The following is an 18,328-nucleotide window of genomic DNA, read 5'->3' on the forward strand; positions in this document are numbered from 1 at the left end:
ACGACCGAGCGGGTCGCGGTCAGGTGCGTATCGTCTGGTCGTCGCGCGCGTCGCGGATCGAGGTGGCCTGCGCCAGGCCGGAGGTCTCGCCGTCCAGCACGGCATCGACACCCTCGATGATCCGCGGGTCGAGTTCCGCGCGGACGCGCGGTGCCGGTTGCGTGGAGACATTGGCGCTGGTCGACACCAGTGCGCCGCCGTAGGCATTGCACAGGGCGACCACGTCGGCATGCGCCGTCACCCGCACCGCCACGCTGTCGCGTCCACCGCTGATCCACGCCGGCACGTGCTCGGTCGCCGGCACCACCCAGGTCTGCGGGCCGGGCCACGTGGCCAGCACGGCCGTGCGCCGCGAGGCCGGCAGCGCATCCCAGTCGACCAGGCCATCGAGCTGCCCCGGCGACGCGGCGATGAGGATCAGGCCCTTGTCCACCTCGCGTTGCTTCAGCGCAAGCAGGCGCAGCGTGGCGGCTTCGTCGAACGGATCGCAGCCCAGGCCCCACACGCCTTCGGTGGGGTAGGCGATGATGCCGCCGTTCCGCAGCGCGGAAACGGCGGCCTCGACCGGGTCATCGGCTGCCATGGCGTCAGAACGGCGCGTCGTCGGACTTCTTCACCACGCGCTTCTTGCCGGGCTCGAACTTCGCCGCGGTGACCAGCGGCCTGGCCTGTTCCAGGTCGGCGGAATAAGGGCGCGCGACATTCTTCGACGCCTTCTTCGCGGGCGGCTTCTTCGCCGGCGCCTTCCTTGCCGCAGGCTTTTTCGTTGCCGTTTTCTTGACTGCCGCCTTCTTCGCCGGCGCCGTCCCAGGGGCCTTTTTCGCGGGCGCCTTCTTCGCCGCGGCCTTCTTCGCGCCAAAGCCCTTGCGCGCTGGCTTGCCGGTTTCTTCCAGCAGCTTCACCACTTCATCGAACGTCAGCGTCGCCGGCTCGCGATCCTTGGGGATCTTGCCGTTGAGCCTGCCATCGCTGATGTACGGACCGAAGCGGCCGTTGAGGACCTGGATGTCGCTGCCGTCGAATTCCTTGATGATCCGGTTGCGCGCGATCTCTTCCTTCTCTTCGATCAGGAAGACCGCGCGTGCCAGATCGATCTTGTACGGGTCGTCTTCCTTCGTCAGCGAGGCGTAGGTGCCGCCGCGCTTGGCGAACGGACCGAAGCGGCCGATGCCGACGCTGACCTGCTCGCCGTTGTGCTCGCCGAGCACGCGCGGCAGCAGGAAGAGTTCCAGCGCCTCGTCCAAGGTGATGCTGTAGATGCTCTGGCCCGGCCGCAGCGAGGCGAACTTCGGCTTGTCCTCGTCCTCGACCGTGCCGATCTGCACCAGCGGGCCGTACTTGCCGATCCGCGCACTGACCTGGCGGCCGGACTTCGGGTCCTCGCCCAGCACGCGCACGCTGCCGGCGTCGGTCTTGTCCAGCGATTCCTTCTTGTCGTCCACCAGCTCCTTGAAGGGGCCCCAGAACTTCTCCATCAGCGGCACCCATTCCTCCTCGCCGCGGCTCACCGCATCCAGCTCGTCCTCGAGGTTGGCGGTGAAGTCGTAGTCGACGTAGCGCGGGAAATGGTTGCTGAGGAACTTCGACACCGCGCGCCCCACGTCGCTCGGACGGAAGCTGCGCCCTTCCATCTCGACGTACTTGCGGAACTGCAGCGTGGCGATGATCGACGCATACGTGGACGGGCGGCCGATGCCGTATTCCTCCAGCGCCTTCACCAGCGAGGCTTCGGTGAAGCGCGGCGGCGGCTGGGTGAAATGCTGGTCGGCGTGGATGCGGTCCAGCGGCACGCGGTCGCCCAACTTCATCGCCGGCAGCTTCCGGCCCTCGTCCTCGTCTTCCTTGCCCTTGCTGTCCTTGCCTTCCTCGTACACGGCCAGGAAGCCGGCGACCACGACCGTGGTGCCCGAGGCGCGGAAGCCGTGGTCGCTGCCGGCGGCCAGGTCGACGGTGACCGTGTTGAGCGTGGCCGGGATCATCTGCGAGGCGACGGAACGCTTCCATACCAGTTCGTAGAGCTTGCGCTCGTCGTCGCTCAGGAAGCCCGCGAGCTGCGACGGCGTGCGCAGCGCGGACGTCGGTCGCACCGCTTCGTGCGCTTCCTGCGCGTTCTTCGACTTGGTCTGGTAGACGTTGGGCTTGTCCGGTACGGAACTGGTGCCGAAGTCGCGTGCGATCACGTCGCGGATCTCGCCCAGCGCGTCCTGCGACAGGCTGACCGAGTCGGTACGCATGTAGGTGATCAGGCCGACGGTGCCCTCGTCGCCGATGTTGATGCCTTCGTACAGCTTCTGCGCGACCTGCATGGTCTTGCGCGTGGTGAAGCCCAGCTTGCGCGCGGCTTCCTGCTGCAGGGTGGAGGTGGTGAACGGCGGCGACGGCCGGCGCTTGCGCTCCTTGCTGGCCACGTCGGTGACGTGCAGCGCGCCCTGCGCGGCAGCGGCGATGCGCGCACGCGCGGCCTCGGCCGTGTCGCCATCGGTGATGGTGAACTGTTCCTTCTGGCTGTCCACCAGGAACTTCTGGCCGTCCAGCTTGACCAGCCGCGCGGTGAACGCCTGCGAGGGATGCGCGCACTCGGCATCGATGGTCCAGTATTCCTGCTTGCGGAACGCCTCGATCTCTTCCTCGCGCTCCACGATCATGCGCAGCGCCGGCGATTGCACGCGCCCGGCGGACAGGCCGGCCTGGATCTTGCGCCACAGCACCGGCGACAGGTTGAAGCCGACCAGGTAGTCCAGTGCGCGCCGCGCCTGTTGCGCGTCGACCAGTGGTCCGGCGATATGCCGCGGCCGGGTCATCGCGTCCTTGATGGCGCGAGGGGTGATCTCGGTGAACACCACCCGGTGCAGCTCGCGGTCCTCCAGCAGGCCGCGCTCACGCAGGATCTCGGCGATGTGCCAGCTGATCGCCTCGCCTTCGCGGTCCGGGTCGGTCGCCAGGTAGATGCCTTCCGCCGACTTGGCGGCCTTGGCGATGGCCTCGACGTGCTTCTCGTTCTTCTCGATCAGGTCGTAGCGCATGCGGAAGCCGTCGTCCGGGTCCACCGCGCCTTCCTTCGGCACCAGGTCGCGCACGTGGCCATAGGACGCCAGGACCTGGAAGTCCTTGCCGAGGTATTTGTTGATCGTCTTCGCCTTGGCTGGCGATTCGACGATGAGGAGGTGCTTGGCCATCGGGGACAGGGTTCCGGCGGCGGCAGGTGGCCGCGCCTTGCAGGGGTGTGCTTGCAGGGGTTCGTGAGACAGCGACGCCCGGGAAACGGCCCGGGCGTTCAGCTTCACGCTATTTATAGTGGAATCACGGCCACGGCAGGCCTGTCAAGCAAGCCGTTCGCCGCAGGATGGCCGAACTGCGACCCCGGCCACGGTTCGCCGGGAGGCGCGGGGCCGGGGTCAGTGCACCGGCTCGGGCTCGTCGGCGAACATCTGGGTTTCCATCCAGGCGTAGGCCGCTTCGCTGCCGGGCTGGTTGAACAGCACCATCAGCACCACCCATTTCAGGTCGTCCAGGTCCAGGTCGTCCTGGTCCAGGGCCATGGCCCGGTCCAGCACCAGCTCGCGCTGGTCGGCGTCCAGCACGCCGTGCTGCTCGAGGAACAGCAGGAACCCCCGGCATTCGACGTCCAGCTTGTCCAGCTCCGGCCCGAAATAGACCCGGGTGGGGCCATCGGCACGGCGCGTGGCCGCCTGCGGGCGTTGCTCGGCCAGACCATCGAGCCAGTCGAAGGCCTTGCTGATCTCGGCGGGGCTGAAGCCGGCCTGGAGCAGGCCGTTCTGGAGCGAATCGCGGTCGCGGAGGATGTCCGCGTCTTCGGTGAAATAGTGTTCGAACAGGTAGAGCAGGACGTCCAGGATGCTCTCTTTCATTTCCCCTCGGCCTGCGCCCGGGGGCGCGGTGTGTCAGGACAGTCGGGAATAGCGGCCGTGTTCGCAAGCGACCCGGCCCTCCAGCTCCATGACCAGCAGCATGGCCGACAGTTCCGCGGCCGTCAATCCGGTGCGGTCGACCAGACGGTCCATAGGGCTTGGGTCGTGCCCGAGGGCCGACCACAAGCGCTTGTAGTCCGGATCGGCCGGTGCGTCGGCGTGGGCGGCCACGGAAATGCCGTTCCCGGACGAGGGGATGGGGGCGGCCAGGCGCCCGCGCAAGGCGTCGCCCAGGGTTGCGGCCAGGGGCGCGAGGGCGGCGACCACCTCGTCGGCGGATTCCACCAGTGCCACGCCGTCGCGGATCAGCCGGTGGCAGCCGCGGGCCATGGGGTTGTGGATGGAGCCCGGCAGGGCGAAGACTTCGCGGCCGGCGTCGGTGGCCATGCGCGCAGTGATCAGCGCGCCGGAGCGTTCGGCGGCCTCGATCACCAGCGTCCCCAGCGACAGTCCGGCGATGATGCGGTTGCGGCTGGGGAAGTGTTCACGACGCGCCTGGGTGCCGGGCGGGTGTTCGCTGACCACCACGCCGCGTGCGGCGATGCGCCGGTGCAGGTCGTTGTTGCTGCGCGGATAGGGCACGTCGATGCCACTGCCCAGGACGGCAAGGGTGATGCCGTCGGCGCCCAGCGCGGCCTGGTGCGCGGCGGCGTCCACGCCTGCGGCCAGGCCGCTGCAGACGGCGAACCCGGCCTCGGCGAAGGCGGCGGAGAAGTCGCGGGCATTGTCGCGGCCGCCGGCGGTGGGGATGCGGCTGCCCACCACCGCGATCGACGGGTACCACAGCAGGTGCGCGTCGCCGGCAACGAACAGCGCCAGCGGCGGGCTGGGGATGCGGCGCAGCAGCGCGGGATAGTCCGGGTCATGCCAGCCGAGCAGGCGGTGGTTGGGGTGTGCCAGCCAGTCGCGGGTGCGTGCGTCGACCGGGCATGGGTCCTGCAACGCCCGCATCTGCGCCGTGTCCAGCCCGGCCGCGCGCCAGGCAGCGGGGCCGGCCGCCAGCGCGGCGTCGGGCGAGGCATAGGCCTCCAGCAGGCGCCGTCGAGGCAGCGAGGGGCCGCCCGCGGCGACCAGGCGCAGTAGCGCGTCGTCGAGGGCGGGATCGTGGAGGCCGGTATCGGCAAGGTTGGCGGGCAGCATGCCCGCAGCATGTCTTCCAGACGGAAACGGCGCCCTCGGGCGCCGTCTCGTCTGCGTGTAGGAAAACCCCCCGTCAGTACTGCGCGTCGGGGTGCTTCAACGCATACCCGACGCGCGTCGGCTTGGTGCTTTCCATGACCAGCGCGTAGCTGACGTGGTCGAAGGTGCGGAACACCATGGCGTGCGATGCATATTCGTCCGGCATGCGGTAGCGGCGTGCTCCCGGATTCGACGCATCGTTGATGCGTGACGTGTCCGGGTGGTACACGCGGTCGATGGTGTAGGGGCCGCTGCGCCAGATCGAGAACACCGTGCCGTTGTCGACGCCGTCGGCGCTACCGGCGGAGATCGCGATCACGTCGCGTGGACCGCCGCTGGTGAGCGCATCGGCCACCGCGATCACCTGCGCATCCCGGGACAGCGCGTCGCCGGACGGCGGGTGCGGGAAGAACTGCAGGTCGTAGGGCTGCGGATTGACCGGTACCACGCGATCCCCCGCGCGCACGTCCAGGCCTTCGAGATCAAGCTCGATCACGCTCATGTCGCTGATTTCGGTGGGGCCATGGACCACGGTACCCACGCCCATCTGCACCACTTCGTAGCCGAGGAAAGCGTCGTCGCGGCCTCGCGGGACCAGGTCGCGCCAGAGGTTGGTGTCGCCGTGGATGCGCGCGCCGCGGTAGTCGAGGCCGCGGGCGCGTGGCGTGCCGTAGAACTCGGCGCTGGGACGGATGACGGCATAACGTTCGCCTGCGCTGGCGTGATCCAGGTTGGCGACATAGATGCGGCGCTCCGGGCTGGCGCGCAGGCGCGAATCCTCCAGTGCCACGACGTGCGGAAGATGATCGAAGCCATCCACTACGCTGCGGTTCTTGAGGAACGGCTCGATGTCTGACAGCGGGATGGCATTGATCGGCGCTTCCTCGCGCGGCCCCGGCTCCACGCCGACGCGGTTGAGGTACGACAGGCTGATCACGTCGCCCGGATAGATCAGGTGCGGGTTCTGGATCTGCGGGTTGGCCTGCCAGATCTCCGGCCACAGCCACGGACGTTGCAGGAACTTGCCTGCGATGCCCCACAGCGTGTCGCCGCGGACCACCACGTAGGTATCGGGATGGTCGCCACGTACGCCCTGCGCAGCGGCGAAGGTCGCCACCGTCAGCAATGCGACGGCAACGCCCGTGCGAAGCCCCTGAGAAAGGTGCTGAAGCATGCTGGCCATCTAACTGGTCCCCTTGGAGTTTTCCCCTTGTAGCCGGGGCACTATAGCCTACAAATCACGGGCCGATGCAAGCCTGCGCGGGCTACAATCGGCGTTCCTCCCGCGGTTGTGACCGCTGCCACCCTTTCCCGCATGTCCCTGCTGCCGATCCTTGAATACCCGCATCCGCGCCTGCGCAACGTCGCTGGCGCCGTCGACCCCGCGCAGGCGGTCGACCCGGCCTTCCAGCGCCTGCTGGACGACATGTTCCAGACCATGTACGAAGCGCCTGGCATCGGCCTGGCCGCGACCCAGGTCGATACCCACCAGCGCTTCATGGTGATCGACGTCACTGAAGGACGCGAGCAGCCACTGGTGTTCATCAACCCCGAGATCCGCGAGGCCTCCGCCGAGCTGCGCGTGCACCAGGAAGGTTGCCTGTCGATCCCGGGCATCTATGCCGACGTCACCCGCCCGGACGGCATCGTGGTCGCGGCGCTGGACCGCCACGGCAAGCCGTTCGAGCTGCGCGTGGACGGCCTGCTGGCCACCTGCATCCAACACGAGATCGACCACCTCGACGGCAAGCTGTTCATCGACTACCTGTCGCCGCTCAAGCGCGACCGCGCGATCAAGAAGCTCGAAAAACTTCGCAAGCAGGGCTGAGGCCGTCGCCGTGCGCATCGTTTTTGCCGGTACTCCCGAGTTCGCGGTGCCTTCGCTGCACGCGGCCCATGCCGGTGGTGAAATCGTCGGTGTCTACACCCAGCCCGACCGTCCCGCCGGGCGCGGTCGCGGCCTGCAGGCCGCGCCAGTCAAGCGCGCGGCCGAAGCGTTGGGCATCCCGGTGTTGCAGCCGGAGACGCTGCGCTCGGTCGACGCGCGTGCGGCGCTGCGTGCGTTGCAACCCGACCTGATGGTGGTCGTGGCCTATGGCCTGCTGTTGCCGCAGTCGGTCTTGGACATCCCCGTGCACGGGTGCTGGAACGTGCACGCCTCGCTGCTGCCGCGCTGGCGTGGCGCGGCCCCGATCCAGCGCGCGATCGAAGCCGGCGACACCGAGACCGGGGTGTGCCTGATGCAGATGGAAAAGGGCCTGGATACCGGTCCGGTGTTGCTGTCGCAGGCCACGCCGATCGCGGCCGAGGATACCGGCGGACGCCTGCACGACCGACTGTCGATGCTGGGCGCCGAGGTGCTGGCCGAGGGCCTGGCGCTGTTGCGCGAAGGCCGGCTGCCGGCGCCACGGGCGCAGCCCGACGAAGGCGTGACCTACGCGCACAAACTGGACAAGGCCGAGGCGCGGCTGGACTGGTCGCAGCCGGCGCGCGTGCTGGCGGACAAGGTGCGCGCGTTCGATCCATGGCCGGTGGCCGAAGCCGAAGTGGCCGACGAGCGCCTGCGCATCCACGCCGCCGAGGCGTCCCCGGTCGCGCACTCCGCCATGCCCGGCACGGTACTGGCCGCGTCGCGCGCCGGCATCGATATCGCCTCCGGTGACGGTGTCCTGCGCCTGCTGCGGGTGCAGCGCGCGGGCGGCAAGGTCATCACGGCCGGCGACTACCTCAACGCGCGTCGCGACGTGATGCCGACTTCCCCCATCACGGGCGAGGGCTAGGGTGGCAGGCACGTCGCAGGCGACAGGCGTCGCGGCACGGGTGGTGGCCGCGAACGTGCTCGACGGCGTGCTCCACCACGGCCGTTCGCTCAAGGCCGGGCTCGGCGTCGCGCTGCCGGCGCTCCCCGATCCACGCGATCGTGCGCTGGTGGAAGCGATCTGCTTCGCGGCGCTGCGCATCCGCCACCGCGCCGATGCCGCGCTGGCAGCGTGGATTCCCAGCCCGTTGCCGAAGCGCGATGCGCCGCTGCGCGCCCTGCTGCTGGCCGGCTTTGCGCAACTCGATCCGCTGGGGTTGCCGGCGCATGCGGCGCTCGCCGCCACGGTCGACGCCGCGCGTGCGATGGGGCGTGCGCACCAGGCGAAGCTGGTGAACGCGTTGTTGCGACGCGCCCAGCGCGACGGCCTGCCGGAGGGCGACTGGCGCGACCTGTGGCCGTCCTGGCTGCGCGGTCGCTTGAGGTCGGATTGGCCGGACGCGGTGGACGCCATCGTGGCCGGCAGCGCCAACCAGGCGCCGACGTGGCTGCGGGTCAATCGCCTGCGCGGCACGCGTGACGGCTATCGCCAGCGCCTGCTGGACGCGGGGATCGCAGCAACCGCGCCCGGAGGATTCGAAGATGCGCTGCTGATCGAAGGCAGCCTGCCCGTGGCACAGTTGCCCGGTTTCGGCGAGGGCGACGTCTCGGTGCAGGATGGCTCGGCGCAACAGGTGGCCGATACGCTTGCGCTACCAGCGGGCGCGCGTGTGCTGGACGCCTGCGCTGCACCCGGCGGCAAGGCCGCGCACCTGCTGGAGCGCGACCCCACGCTGCGGCTGGTGGCGCTGGATGTCGACCCGGCACGCTTGCGCAAGGTCGGCGACAACTTCGCGCGGCTGCACGTGGGCGCGCAGGCCACCCTGCATGCCGCCGATGCCGTGGATGCCGACGGCTGGTGGGACGGCGAACCTTTCGACGCGATCCTGCTCGATGCGCCGTGTTCGGCCACCGGCATCATCCGCCGCCAGCCCGACGTGCTGCTGCACCGGCGCGAGCGCGACCTTGACGCTCTGGTGTTGGTGCAGGCATCGCTGCTGGATGCGCTGTGGCCGCTGCTCAGGCCCGGCGGTACGCTGGCCTACGTGACCTGTTCGATCCTGGACGCGGAAAACGCCGCTCAGGCCAGCGCGTTCCTTGCGCGCACGCCGGACGCAGAGGCGTTGCCGCTCGGCGAAGCCTACGGTCGCCCGGCCGGCCCGGGCCGCCAGCGATTGCCGGGCGAACAGGCGTGTGACGGCTTCTTTTACACAATCTTCCGCCGGGGCGTGGACGATGCGCGGGTGACCTGACCCGCCGGACCCGCCCGCGTGCCCGACAGCCCCGTCCAGCGCACATCCCGCCCGTGGTTGAGCATCCTGATCCCGGTCTACCGGGTGGAACGCTACCTGCACGCTTGCGTCGAGTCGGTGCTGGCGCAGTGCGACCGCGATGTCGAAGTCCTGCTGCTGGACGACGGTTCGCCGGACCGGTCGGGCGACATCGCCGTCGAACTGGCGCTGACGCATCCACAAACCGTGCGCACCATTCGCCATGCGACCAATGGCGGCCTGTCGGCGGCGCGCAATGCGCTGGTGGCCGAGGCGCGCGGCGACTACCTGTGGCACCTCGACTCGGACGACGTGCTGCTGCCCGGGGCGGTCGCGCGACTGCGCGAAGTGGTGGCCACGCACTCGCCCGACCTGGTGATGTGCGATTTCCGCGTGCTGCGCAACGGTCCCGCGTGGCGGCAGTGGCTGCGGCGGGAACGCCATTGTTCGAGTTTCGATGGCGTCTCCGGCCGCGTCGAATGCGATCGTTCGCAGCTGGTCGCCGGCCTGATGCGGATGCGGCGGATGCATGCCTGGACCAAGATCGCGCGGCGCAAGGTGTGGCGCCGCGTCCACTTCCCCGAAGGACGCAGCCTGATGCAGGACATGGCGGTGATGCCCGGGCTGGTGTCGGCCACGCAGACCTATATCCACGTCGACGAGCCGTGGGTCGGCTATCGCCAGCACGGTGAGAGCGCGCTGGCATCACCCAGTGATGCCAAGATCGGCCATGTGCTGGAGACCTTGAAGGACCTGCGCCAGGGGCTCGACCACCTGGACGCCCTCGACCAGGAAGCGGCGTTCGCGATGGATTACTTCGCGCTGCGTACTTTCGCGTGGATCGCACGGAAGCTGCCGGCCGGGGACGGACCCAGCGCGCTGGACCACGCCTGCCGCTCCACCTTCCGCGAACTGTTCCCGGCGGGATGCGCCAGCGTGTTGTCCGGTTGCCGCGCGCGTCGCTGGTACCTGCGCGGCGCCCGCCTGCATCGCAGCCTGCAACGGCGGCGCTGGGTCTGACGCCAGGCGGCGCGTCGCGCGTTTGCGGGGTGTTGCCGTTCGATATGCGAAAGTCCGCGCGCTGTGTAGACTCGCCGCGCCGCAGGGTGCTGCCCCATGCCCGCCACCAGGACCGATGCCCGCCGCATGACCGCGAATCCACCATGGTTGAGCGTGCTGGTGCCCGTGTACGACGTGGAGGCCTACCTCGATGCGTGCCTGCAGTCGGTGCTGGCGCAGGCGGGCGGCGGAGTCGAAGTGATCCTGCTCGACGATGCCTCGCCCGACGGCTCGGCACGCGTCGCGGCGGAATGGCGTGAACGCCATCCGCACGCCGTCCGCGTCGTCTCCCTGCCGCGCAACGCAGGCGTCGCGTCGGCGCGCAACGCACTGCTGGCCGAGGCGACGGGGCGGTACGTCTGGTTCCTTGATGCCGACGATTTGATGCTGCCCGGTGCAATCGATGCGCTGCGCACGCTGGTGCAGCGCCATGCACCGGACCTGGTGTTGTGCGACTTCCGGGTGCTGCGCGAGTCGGGCCGGCCCTACGATCCCTTGCGTGGCGGGTGGCGGCGTGCGTCCTTCTCGGGCCGTCACGACGTGCTGTCCGGCGATCGCAGCGCGCTGGTCGCGGGCCTGCTGGAAGAGCGACAGCTGCATGCGTGGTCGAAGATCGCGACGGCAGCGGCCTGGCGCGAGGTGCGCTTCCCCGACGGCCACTACTTCGAAGACATGGCGGTCGTGCCGCAACTGGTCGCGAACATCCGCACCTGGTACTACACCAGGCAGCCTTGGGTGGGCTATCGCCAGCGTGGCGGCAGCATCCTGGCCGAGATGACGCCGCGCAAGGCCGGCGACATGTTGCTGGCCGTGCAGGCGTTGCATGCGGGGTTGCTGGGCCTGCCGGGCGAACTGTCGGCGCGTGCGCGCAGCGCGCTGGACTACTTCTGCCTGCGGACGTTCGCCACGCTGGCGCGCAAGGCGCCGCACCCCGACGACGCGCTGGAACGCGATTGCCGCGCTGCGCTGCAACGGATGTTCCCCGATGGCGTGGCGTCGCTGCTTGGCGATGCGCGCAGGCGCGGCTGGTGGCTGCGCGCGCGGCGTGCGTCGCAGGCGCTGCGGGCAAGGGGATGGGCGTGATCGCTGCCGGCCGCCCGCCACGGGTGCTGCATTTCGTCACCGGCGGTTTCTCCGGCGGTGCCACCCAGGTGGCACTGCAACTGGTGGAAGCCGCGCGCAGCGGTGCCGCGATCGAGCCGCTGCTGGTGCTGCGCCGCAAGCGCCGGGGCGATCCGGCGCGGATCGAGGAGTTGCGTCGCAACGGCGTACCGCTGCGCGTCGTGCCGGGCTGGACGCATTGGGCCAGCATCCTGGCGCTGGTGCGCGTCTGCCGCGAGTTCCAGCCCGACGTGCTGGTGGCACACGGCTTCAGCGAACACCTGTGGGGGCGTTACGCCGCGCTGCTGGCGCACGTGCCGCGCATCGTGCACGTCGAGCACAACACGCGCGAGCGCTACACGCGCTGGCGGCTGGCGCAGGCGCGCTGGCTGGCGCGCCGCACGCACCGGATCGTCGGCTGCTCGGAAGGCGTGCGCGAGGCGCTGCTGGCGATGGGCATGCCACCGGGACGCACCATCGCCATCCCCAACGGCATCCGGCTGGAACCGTTCGCCGACGCCGAGGCCCATCCGCTGCCGGCGCGCACGCCGGGGATCGTGATGGTGTCGCGATTCTCGAAGCAGAAGGACCACGCCACCCTGCTGCGCGCGGTGGCCTTGCTGCGCGAACGTGGCCTGCGGCCACCGGTGGTGCTGGCCGGTGGCGGCAAGGCGCTGCATCGACGGCCGCTGGAAAAACTGGCGCTATCGCTGGGCCTCGCCGGACAGGTCGATTTCGCCGGGGTGATCCGCAACGTGCCGGAGGTTCTGGTGTCGCATCGCATCGCCGTGCTCAGCACGCATTACGAGGGCATGCCGCTGGCGTTGTTGGAAGGCATGGCCGCCGGGTGCGCGGCGATCGGCAGCGCCGTGCCTGGGGTGCGCGAGGTGATCGAGGACGGCGTGGACGGCCTGCTGGTACCGGAATCGGATCCCGTTGCATTGGCCGACGCGCTGGAGCGCGTATTGCGTGACGACGCCTTCGCCGCGCGCCTGGGCAAGCAAGCCCGTCGCACGGCCCTCGCGCGCTACGGGCGCGAACGCATGAACCAGCGCTACGAAGCGCTGTTCATCGACTTGGCGGCAGACGCGCGAAGCGAAGGCGCGTAGCGCGCTACCAGCGCAACGGACGCCGCGCGACCTCGCCGGCGATGCGTGCATGCAATCGGCGTGCCTCGTCCAGCGGCAGGTGGCGGATGCGCAGCGCGCCGGACATCGCCCCGGCGCCGGCGGTATCCACCCACACCGATGCCATGCCGAAGTGCCGGTCCAGCGGCGAGCGGCGCAGTTCCAGCGCCTGCACCTTGTCGAGCTCGGCGAAGCGCCAGCGTCGCGACCACCAGCCTTCGCGCACCGCGACCAGTCGGCCGTCGATGGCATAGCCGGCGCGCGCGGCGTGGCCGCGCGCGACCAGCCACGCCCACGGCAGCCACAGCAACGCCAGCAGTCCCCAGCTGCCGAAATGCCAGGTGGCGACCGCAATCGCCGCAACACCGAACACGATGTCGCCCAGCAGCAATCGCATCCATGCACGCCGGTGCAGCGGCGACCAGCCTGCGGGCGGCCACGCGGCGTCGCGCAGCACGTGGTTCACCAGTGCATCGCAGGCAGCGGGCGTGGCGACCGGCGCCAGTTCCTGCAGTGGTTTTTCCTGGTTGGGATCGACCTGCGAGGTGGCGGTATCGATGTCCAGCGAACGACGACCGAAGGCGCGGTGCAGCACGCTTTCGCGCAACGTCCATGCCTGGATGCGCCGGCGTGGCACGCTGGCGCGCACACGGGTCAGCAGGCCGCGTTCGACGGTCAGGCGACGGCCATGCTGGCTCAACCGGAACCCGTGGTAGCGCACGATCGCCAGCACCACCGAGAACGCGCGGATCAGCGCCAGCACCAGCAGTACGAACAGCGCTACCGAGGCTGCGGTTGCCAGCCAGCCGCCATTGAACTGGCCGACATAGCCGAAGGCATCGCGCCAGAAGTCGCGGAACAGGCCTAGCATGCGCCGCTCCGGGAACACCTGCCAGGCCAGGGCGAACGCAGCGGCCACCACCACCATGCCACGGTTCGAGATCAACCCCAGTCGCACGATCTCGCCCATGCCCAGCGACAGCAGCGTTTCGCCATCCCCGGCGGTCGAAGGCGAAACCTCCGGCGCGGCGTCGGTCGCGGCGTGCCCGCGATGGCGGATCACCCGTTCCAGCGCCAGCGCGTCGGCCAGCTTCAGCACCCGCATCTGCGCCTCGGGCCTGGTGCCGCCGGCCGATTCCAGCTTCACCTCGGCCACGCCGAACACGCGGTGCAGCAGCGTCTGGTGCAGGGCGACGTTGTGGATGCGCGAGAACGGCACCTGGCGCAGGCTGCGCTCGAACACACCGCTGCGCACGAGCAGGCTGTCGCCGTCGATGCGGTAACGATAGGTGAAGTAGCGCCAGATCGAGGCCAATGCCAGCATCGCCACGACCACCCCGGCACCGATCAACTGCCAGCTGTCCTCGCTGCGGCCACCGAACACCACCAGCGCGCCCAGCGGCACGATGAGCTGTCGCACCGATGCCAGCAGCACGAACAGCCACGACCATGGATGCAGGCGGCGTTCGTCGTCGGTGGGCAGGCGTGCTTCGGCCTGCACCACGGCCGCCGGTTCCGGCGGCGCGGGGGTGCCGGGTGGTCGCGGTGCGGGATCGCCGGGCTCAGGCGTCGTCATCGTCGGCCGTCCCCTCGGCCAGCACGTTGCGCAGGCGCTCGGCCTCGGCCGTGTCCATGCCCGCCACCGACACCGCGTTGTGCCGCGTGCCGGCGGTGTGGATGACCAGGGTGGACAGGTCGAAGCGGCGCTGCAGCGGGCCGCGCACCAGGTCCAGATGCTGCACGCGGGTGCCTGGCACGCGCGTTTCCACGCTCCAGAAGCGGCCGCGGCGCAGCGCGAAGCCGTCTGCGTCCAGCCGCCACAGCGTGTAGCGATAGCGCTTGCGCGCCAGCCAGACGAACAACCCGGGGATCGCGATCAATGTCGCCACTGCAGCGCCGATCTTCGGTGCGCCATCCGGCAGCAGCAGGCCGATCGCCACCAGTGCGCCGACCAGGAACACCAGCGACGACACCAGCGCCGACAGCGTGAACATCGTGCGCGCGCGCGGCGGCAGCGGCTGCCACCCGCTGTCTTCGCGAGCGGCATCGGTCGTACCGGGTGTTTCCATCGTTTCGAACTCGATCACTCGATGCGTTCCAGGTCGCGATAGGGATTGGTTTCGCCGCTGCCCGGCGGCCGTGCCTTGAAGCGCTTGTAGGTCCACTGGTACTGCGCCGGGTCGCGTCGCGCGATGCGTTCGACGTCGGCATTGAGCGCCGCCACCGCCACGTGCGGGTCCGCATCGGCAATGCCCGGCGAGGCGGGCGCGACGTGCAGCGCGAAGCCGAGCCCGGGTCCGACGCGCTCGCACCAGGCGAACAGCACGGTCGCGCCGCTGCGCTCGGCCAGCCGGCCGACGAGCGTCATCGTCAGCGCCTGCGTGCCGAAGAACGGCACGAACTCGCCATCGCCCACCTTGGGCTGCTGGTCGGGCAGGATGCCGACCACCCCGCCATCGCGCAGGCGCTTGAACAGGGCGCGGATGCCGGGGCCTTCGGCGCGCACCTGGGTGACGCGCGCGGCATCGGCATCGGCGCGAACGCGGCGCAGGAAGGCTTCGCCGATGGCCGATTCCGGCGGCCGGTACAGGATCGCCAGCGGCGTCTTCGCCGCCAGCCACTGGTTCAGCAGCTCCCAGTTGCCGAAATGCGGGGCCGCCACGATCACGCCCCTGCCGCTGGCCAGGGCGGCATCGAACAGGGCTTCGCCATGGGTCTCGCGAATCAGGGCGAGGTTCTCGGCGTGCGGCCGGGTCCACAGCCGTAGCGTCAGCAGCGCCTGCCGCCCGGTCGCGCGCAGCACGTCGCGGCGCAATGCGTCGCGCTGCGAGGGCAGCAGTTCCGGATAGGCGATCTCCAGGTTGCGCAGCGCCACCGTGCTTTCGCGCGCGCCCAAGCGCCACCACAGCCACGCAAGCGCATCGCCCAGCCGCCGCTGCAGCGCCCACGGTAGGCGACCGAAGGCTGCGGCGGCGGCGTAGAGCAGGGCGGCGGGGAGTTCATGTTTCATCGGCCGCCAGTGTAGCGGCGCGGGCAGTCGGGCTTGGCGCCTAGGTGGCGATATCCGCTTCGGGTCTGTTGGTCCGGTCATGGCCGGATGCCCGCATGTCCCGGCGCAGCCATCCCGGCTTGCATCGGGACAACAAGCAAAAGGGATACGCTCTGCCGCATCCCGCATCCCGCATCCCGCATCCCGCATCCCGCATCCCGCATCCCGCATCCCCATGCTTTCCCTCATCCAGCGCGTGACCGAAGCCCGGGTCGATGTCGACGGCGAATGCGTCGGCCGCATCGGCCATGGCCTGCTGGCGCTGGTGGGCATCGAACCCGGCGATGGCGAAGCGCAGGTGGCGCGGATGGTCGAACGGCTGCTGGGATACCGCGTGTTTTCCGATGACGAAGGACGGATGAACCGGTCGCTGGCCGACACCGGGGGTGGCCTGCTGCTGGTCAGCCAGTTCACCCTCGCCGCGGACACCCGCAAGGGCATGCGCCCGGGTTTCAGCACCGCGGCCGCCCCCGACGCCGCCGAGGCGGTGTTTGGCCGACTGCTGGCTGAATGCCGCGCCCGCCACGGCGGCCAGGTCGAAACAGGCCGGTTCGGGGCCCACATGGCCGTGGCCCTGGTCAACGACGGCCCGGTCACCTTCCTGCTGCGGGCCTGAGGCCTCGGGCGGCGCAGGTTGGGGCGCAGAAGCGGCGCCGCGGGTCCGGGGCGATCGGGGGTGGAAAACCATCGCCCCGGGCCCATATCGTCGTCAGCCCTGCCAACGATGGCCCGGCCACCTCCCCGCCCGGGCACGACCCGGCCCGGCGGGCTGGTATAATTACGGGTTCACTTTTCTCCCCGGTGCGCGCCATATGGCGAACGAACGTCCTGCCCAGCAGTCCGACATCAAGCTCCTGATCTCCAAGGGGCTGGAGCAGGGCTACCTGACCTACGCCGAAGTCAACGACCACCTGCCCGACGACCTCGTCGATCCGGAGCAGATCGAGGACATCATCGGCATGATCAACGGCATGGGCATCGACGTGCACGAAGTCGCGCCCGATGCCGAAACGCTGCTGCTCACCGGCGACTCCAGCGGCAACCGCGAGGTCGACGACACCGCCGCCGAGGAAGCCGCCGCGGCGCTGACCTCGCTCGACACAGAGGGTGGCCGCACCACCGACCCGGTACGCATGTACATGCGCGAGATGGGCACGGTGGAACTGCTGACGCGCGAGGGCGAGATCGCCATCGCCAAGCGGATCGAGGAAGGCCTGAACCAGATGGCCGCGTCGCTGGCCAGCTTCCCCTGGACGATCGAGCTGCTGCTCGAGGAATACGAACTGCACAAGGCCGGCAAGAAGCGCCTGGCCGAAGTGGTGGTCGGTTTCAACGATGGCCTGGACGAGGAGCCGGCGCCCGCCGCCGCGGCCCCGTCGAGCGATTCCGACGATACCTCCGACAGCGACGATTCCGACGACGATTCCGACGACGACGATTCCGACGACGCCGAGGAAGCCGGCCCCACCGGTCCGGACCCGGCGGAAGTCGCGCGTCGCATGGAGGAACTGGCGGCCAACTACGCCAAGTTCCAGAAGTCCTCCGCCAAGAACGGCCCCAGCGCCAAGCCCGTGCTGAAGTTGCGCGAGGAAATGGCCGCGCAATTCGTCACGTTCAAGCTGCCGCTGCCGCTGACCGACGTGCTGGTCAGGAAGCTGCGCGACGTGGTGGGCGAGATCAAGGACCACGAGCGCCGCATCCTCGACCTGTCCACCAAGGTCGCGAAGATGCCGCGCAAGGACTTCATCCGCGCGTGGGACGGCAACCAGACCAATACCGCGTGGGTCGACGAGCTGGTCAAGCGCAAGCAGAAGTGGTCCAGCGGCCTGCGCGACGTCAAGGACCAGATCGTCGCCGAGCAGGAAGCCACCATCGCGATCGAGAAGGCGATGGGCGTGACCCTGGCCGACCTGCGCGAGATCAATCGCGCCATGGCCTACGGCGAGACCAAGGCCCGTCGCGCGAAGAAGGAAATGGTCGAGGCCAACCTGCGCCTGGTGATCTCGATCGCCAAGAAGTACACCAACCGCGGCCTGCAGTTCCTCGACCTCATCCAGGAAGGCAACATCGGCCTGATGAAGGCGGTGGACAAGTTCGAATACCGCCGCGGCTACAAGTTCTCGACCTATGCCACCTGGTGGATCCGCCAGGCGATCACCCGTTCGATCGCCGACCAGGCGCGCACCATCCGCATCCCGGTGCACATGATCGAGACGATCAACAAGCTCAACCGCATTTCCCGCCAGATGCTCCAGCAGTACGGCCGCGAGGCCACGCCGGAGGAGCTGGCCAAGGAAATGGACATGCCCGAGGACAAGATCCGCAAGGTGATGAAGATCGCGAAGGAACCGATCTCCATGGAGACCCCGATCGGCGACGACGAGGACTCGCACCTGGGCGATTTCATCGAGGACACCAACGTCGAGTCCCCGGTCGAGGCCACCACCAACACCAACCTGATGGAAACCGTGCGCGACGTGCTGGCCGGGTTGACCCCGCGCGAGGCCAAGGTCCTGCGCATGCGCTTCGGCATCGACATGAACACCGACCACACCCTCGAGGAAGTGGGCAAGCAGTTCGACGTGACCCGCGAGCGCATCCGCCAGATCGAAGCCAAGGCCCTGCGCAAGCTGCGCCACCCCAGCCGTTCGGAACAGCTGCGCAGCTTCCTCGATATCGAGTAAGCCAAGGCACCGACACTGGATCGTCAGAAGGCCCGCGCTTGCGGGCCTTCGGTCTTATGGGCGGCAGGGTCC

15 protein-coding genes and 1 pseudogene are annotated in these 18,328 nt (G+C 69.4%); 8 read left to right on the forward strand and 8 right to left on the reverse strand.

Annotation, left to right across the window (positions count from 1 at the left end; translation table 11 throughout):
• Positions 1-19 precede the first annotated feature (19 nt).
• The 5 genes and pseudogenes from tsaC to E2F46_RS03060 form a co-directional block, all read right to left on the reverse strand.
• On the reverse strand, positions 20-583 hold the full coding sequence (gene tsaC / locus E2F46_RS03040; RefSeq protein WP_133320698.1) for an L-threonylcarbamoyladenylate synthase type 1 TsaC: 564 nt from the start codon (positions 581-583) through the stop codon (positions 20-22).
• A 109-nt stretch (positions 584-692) separates the two neighbouring features.
• Positions 693-3,176: pseudogene (locus tag E2F46_RS03045) on the reverse strand (DNA topoisomerase I); the annotation flags it as partial.
• A gap of 219 nt (positions 3,177-3,395) precedes the next feature.
• Positions 3,396-3,869, reverse strand: coding sequence for a DUF494 family protein (locus E2F46_RS03050; protein ID WP_133320700.1), 474 nt, complete (start codon positions 3,867-3,869; stop codon positions 3,396-3,398).
• 33 nt (positions 3,870-3,902) lie between these two features.
• Positions 3,903-5,069, reverse strand: coding sequence for a DNA-processing protein DprA (dprA, locus tag E2F46_RS03055; protein ID WP_133320701.1), 1,167 nt, complete (start codon positions 5,067-5,069; stop codon positions 3,903-3,905).
• A gap of 73 nt (positions 5,070-5,142) precedes the next feature.
• Positions 5,143-6,282: a LysM peptidoglycan-binding domain-containing protein gene (locus E2F46_RS03060; protein WP_133320955.1), complete on the reverse strand. Its 1,140-nt coding sequence runs from the start codon at positions 6,280-6,282 to the stop codon at positions 5,143-5,145.
• 141 nt (positions 6,283-6,423) lie between these two features.
• Between E2F46_RS03060 and def the strand changes: the two genes are divergently transcribed.
• The 6 genes from def (at position 6,424) to E2F46_RS03090 (ending at position 12,505) form a co-directional block, all read left to right on the forward strand.
• Positions 6,424-6,936 carry a peptide deformylase gene (gene def, locus E2F46_RS03065; RefSeq protein ID WP_133320702.1) on the forward strand — a complete coding sequence of 171 codons (513 nt, stop codon included), beginning with the start codon at positions 6,424-6,426 and terminating at the stop codon, positions 6,934-6,936.
• A 10-nt stretch (positions 6,937-6,946) separates the two neighbouring features.
• Positions 6,947-7,888: a methionyl-tRNA formyltransferase gene (gene fmt / locus E2F46_RS03070; protein ID WP_133320703.1), complete on the forward strand. Its 942-nt coding sequence runs from the start codon at positions 6,947-6,949 to the stop codon at positions 7,886-7,888.
• Position 7,889: 1 nt separating this feature from the next.
• Positions 7,890-9,218 carry a 16S rRNA (cytosine(967)-C(5))-methyltransferase RsmB gene (rsmB, locus tag E2F46_RS03075; RefSeq protein WP_133320704.1) on the forward strand — a complete coding sequence of 443 codons (1,329 nt, stop codon included), beginning with the start codon at positions 7,890-7,892 and terminating at the stop codon, positions 9,216-9,218.
• Between the two features lie 18 nt (positions 9,219-9,236).
• Positions 9,237-10,256 (forward strand): glycosyltransferase family 2 protein, encoded by a 1,020-nt coding sequence (locus tag E2F46_RS03080; protein WP_133320705.1) that lies wholly within the window; start codon positions 9,237-9,239, stop codon positions 10,254-10,256.
• Between the two features lie 96 nt (positions 10,257-10,352).
• The gene (locus E2F46_RS03085; RefSeq protein WP_133320706.1) at positions 10,353-11,378 is read left to right on the forward strand and encodes a glycosyltransferase family 2 protein; all 1,026 of its coding nucleotides are present in this window, start codon (positions 10,353-10,355) and stop codon (positions 11,376-11,378) included.
• On the forward strand, positions 11,375-12,505 hold the full coding sequence (locus E2F46_RS03090) for a glycosyltransferase (RefSeq protein WP_207949506.1): 1,131 nt from the start codon (positions 11,375-11,377) through the stop codon (positions 12,503-12,505). Before E2F46_RS03085 ends, E2F46_RS03090 begins: the two co-directional genes overlap by 4 nt.
• Before the next feature lie 4 nt (positions 12,506-12,509).
• On the opposite strand, the gene E2F46_RS03095 is transcribed toward E2F46_RS03090, so the two are convergent.
• From E2F46_RS03095 to E2F46_RS03105, 3 genes are read right to left on the reverse strand one after another with little or no spacing between them, the layout of a single operon-like run.
• On the reverse strand, positions 12,510-14,099 hold the full coding sequence (locus E2F46_RS03095; protein ID WP_133320707.1) for a PH domain-containing protein: 1,590 nt from the start codon (positions 14,097-14,099) through the stop codon (positions 12,510-12,512).
• A complete protein-coding gene (locus tag E2F46_RS03100; RefSeq protein ID WP_243720284.1) occupies positions 14,086-14,610 on the reverse strand; it encodes a PH domain-containing protein in 525 nt (174 codons plus the stop codon). Before E2F46_RS03100 ends, E2F46_RS03095 begins: the two co-directional genes overlap by 14 nt.
• Positions 14,607-15,533 carry a lauroyl acyltransferase gene (locus E2F46_RS03105; protein WP_133320708.1) on the reverse strand — a complete coding sequence of 309 codons (927 nt, stop codon included), beginning with the start codon at positions 15,531-15,533 and terminating at the stop codon, positions 14,607-14,609. The genes E2F46_RS03100 and E2F46_RS03105 overlap by 4 nt, the downstream gene beginning before the upstream one ends.
• Positions 15,534-15,747: 214 nt before the next feature.
• On the opposite strand from E2F46_RS03105, the gene dtd reads away from it, so the two are divergent.
• Both dtd and rpoD read left to right on the forward strand, forming a co-directional pair.
• The gene (dtd, locus tag E2F46_RS03110; RefSeq protein ID WP_133320709.1) at positions 15,748-16,188 is read left to right on the forward strand and encodes a D-aminoacyl-tRNA deacylase; all 441 of its coding nucleotides are present in this window, start codon (positions 15,748-15,750) and stop codon (positions 16,186-16,188) included.
• A gap of 196 nt (positions 16,189-16,384) precedes the next feature.
• A complete protein-coding gene (gene rpoD, locus E2F46_RS03115; RefSeq protein ID WP_133320710.1) occupies positions 16,385-18,256 on the forward strand; it encodes an RNA polymerase sigma factor RpoD in 1,872 nt (623 codons plus the stop codon).
• The last annotated feature ends 72 nt before the right edge of the window (positions 18,257-18,328 follow it).

The sequence above is a fragment of the Luteimonas aestuarii genome, from assembly GCF_004357985.1.
GTDB classification, from domain to species: Bacteria; Pseudomonadota; Gammaproteobacteria; order Xanthomonadales; family Xanthomonadaceae; genus Luteimonas; species Luteimonas aestuarii.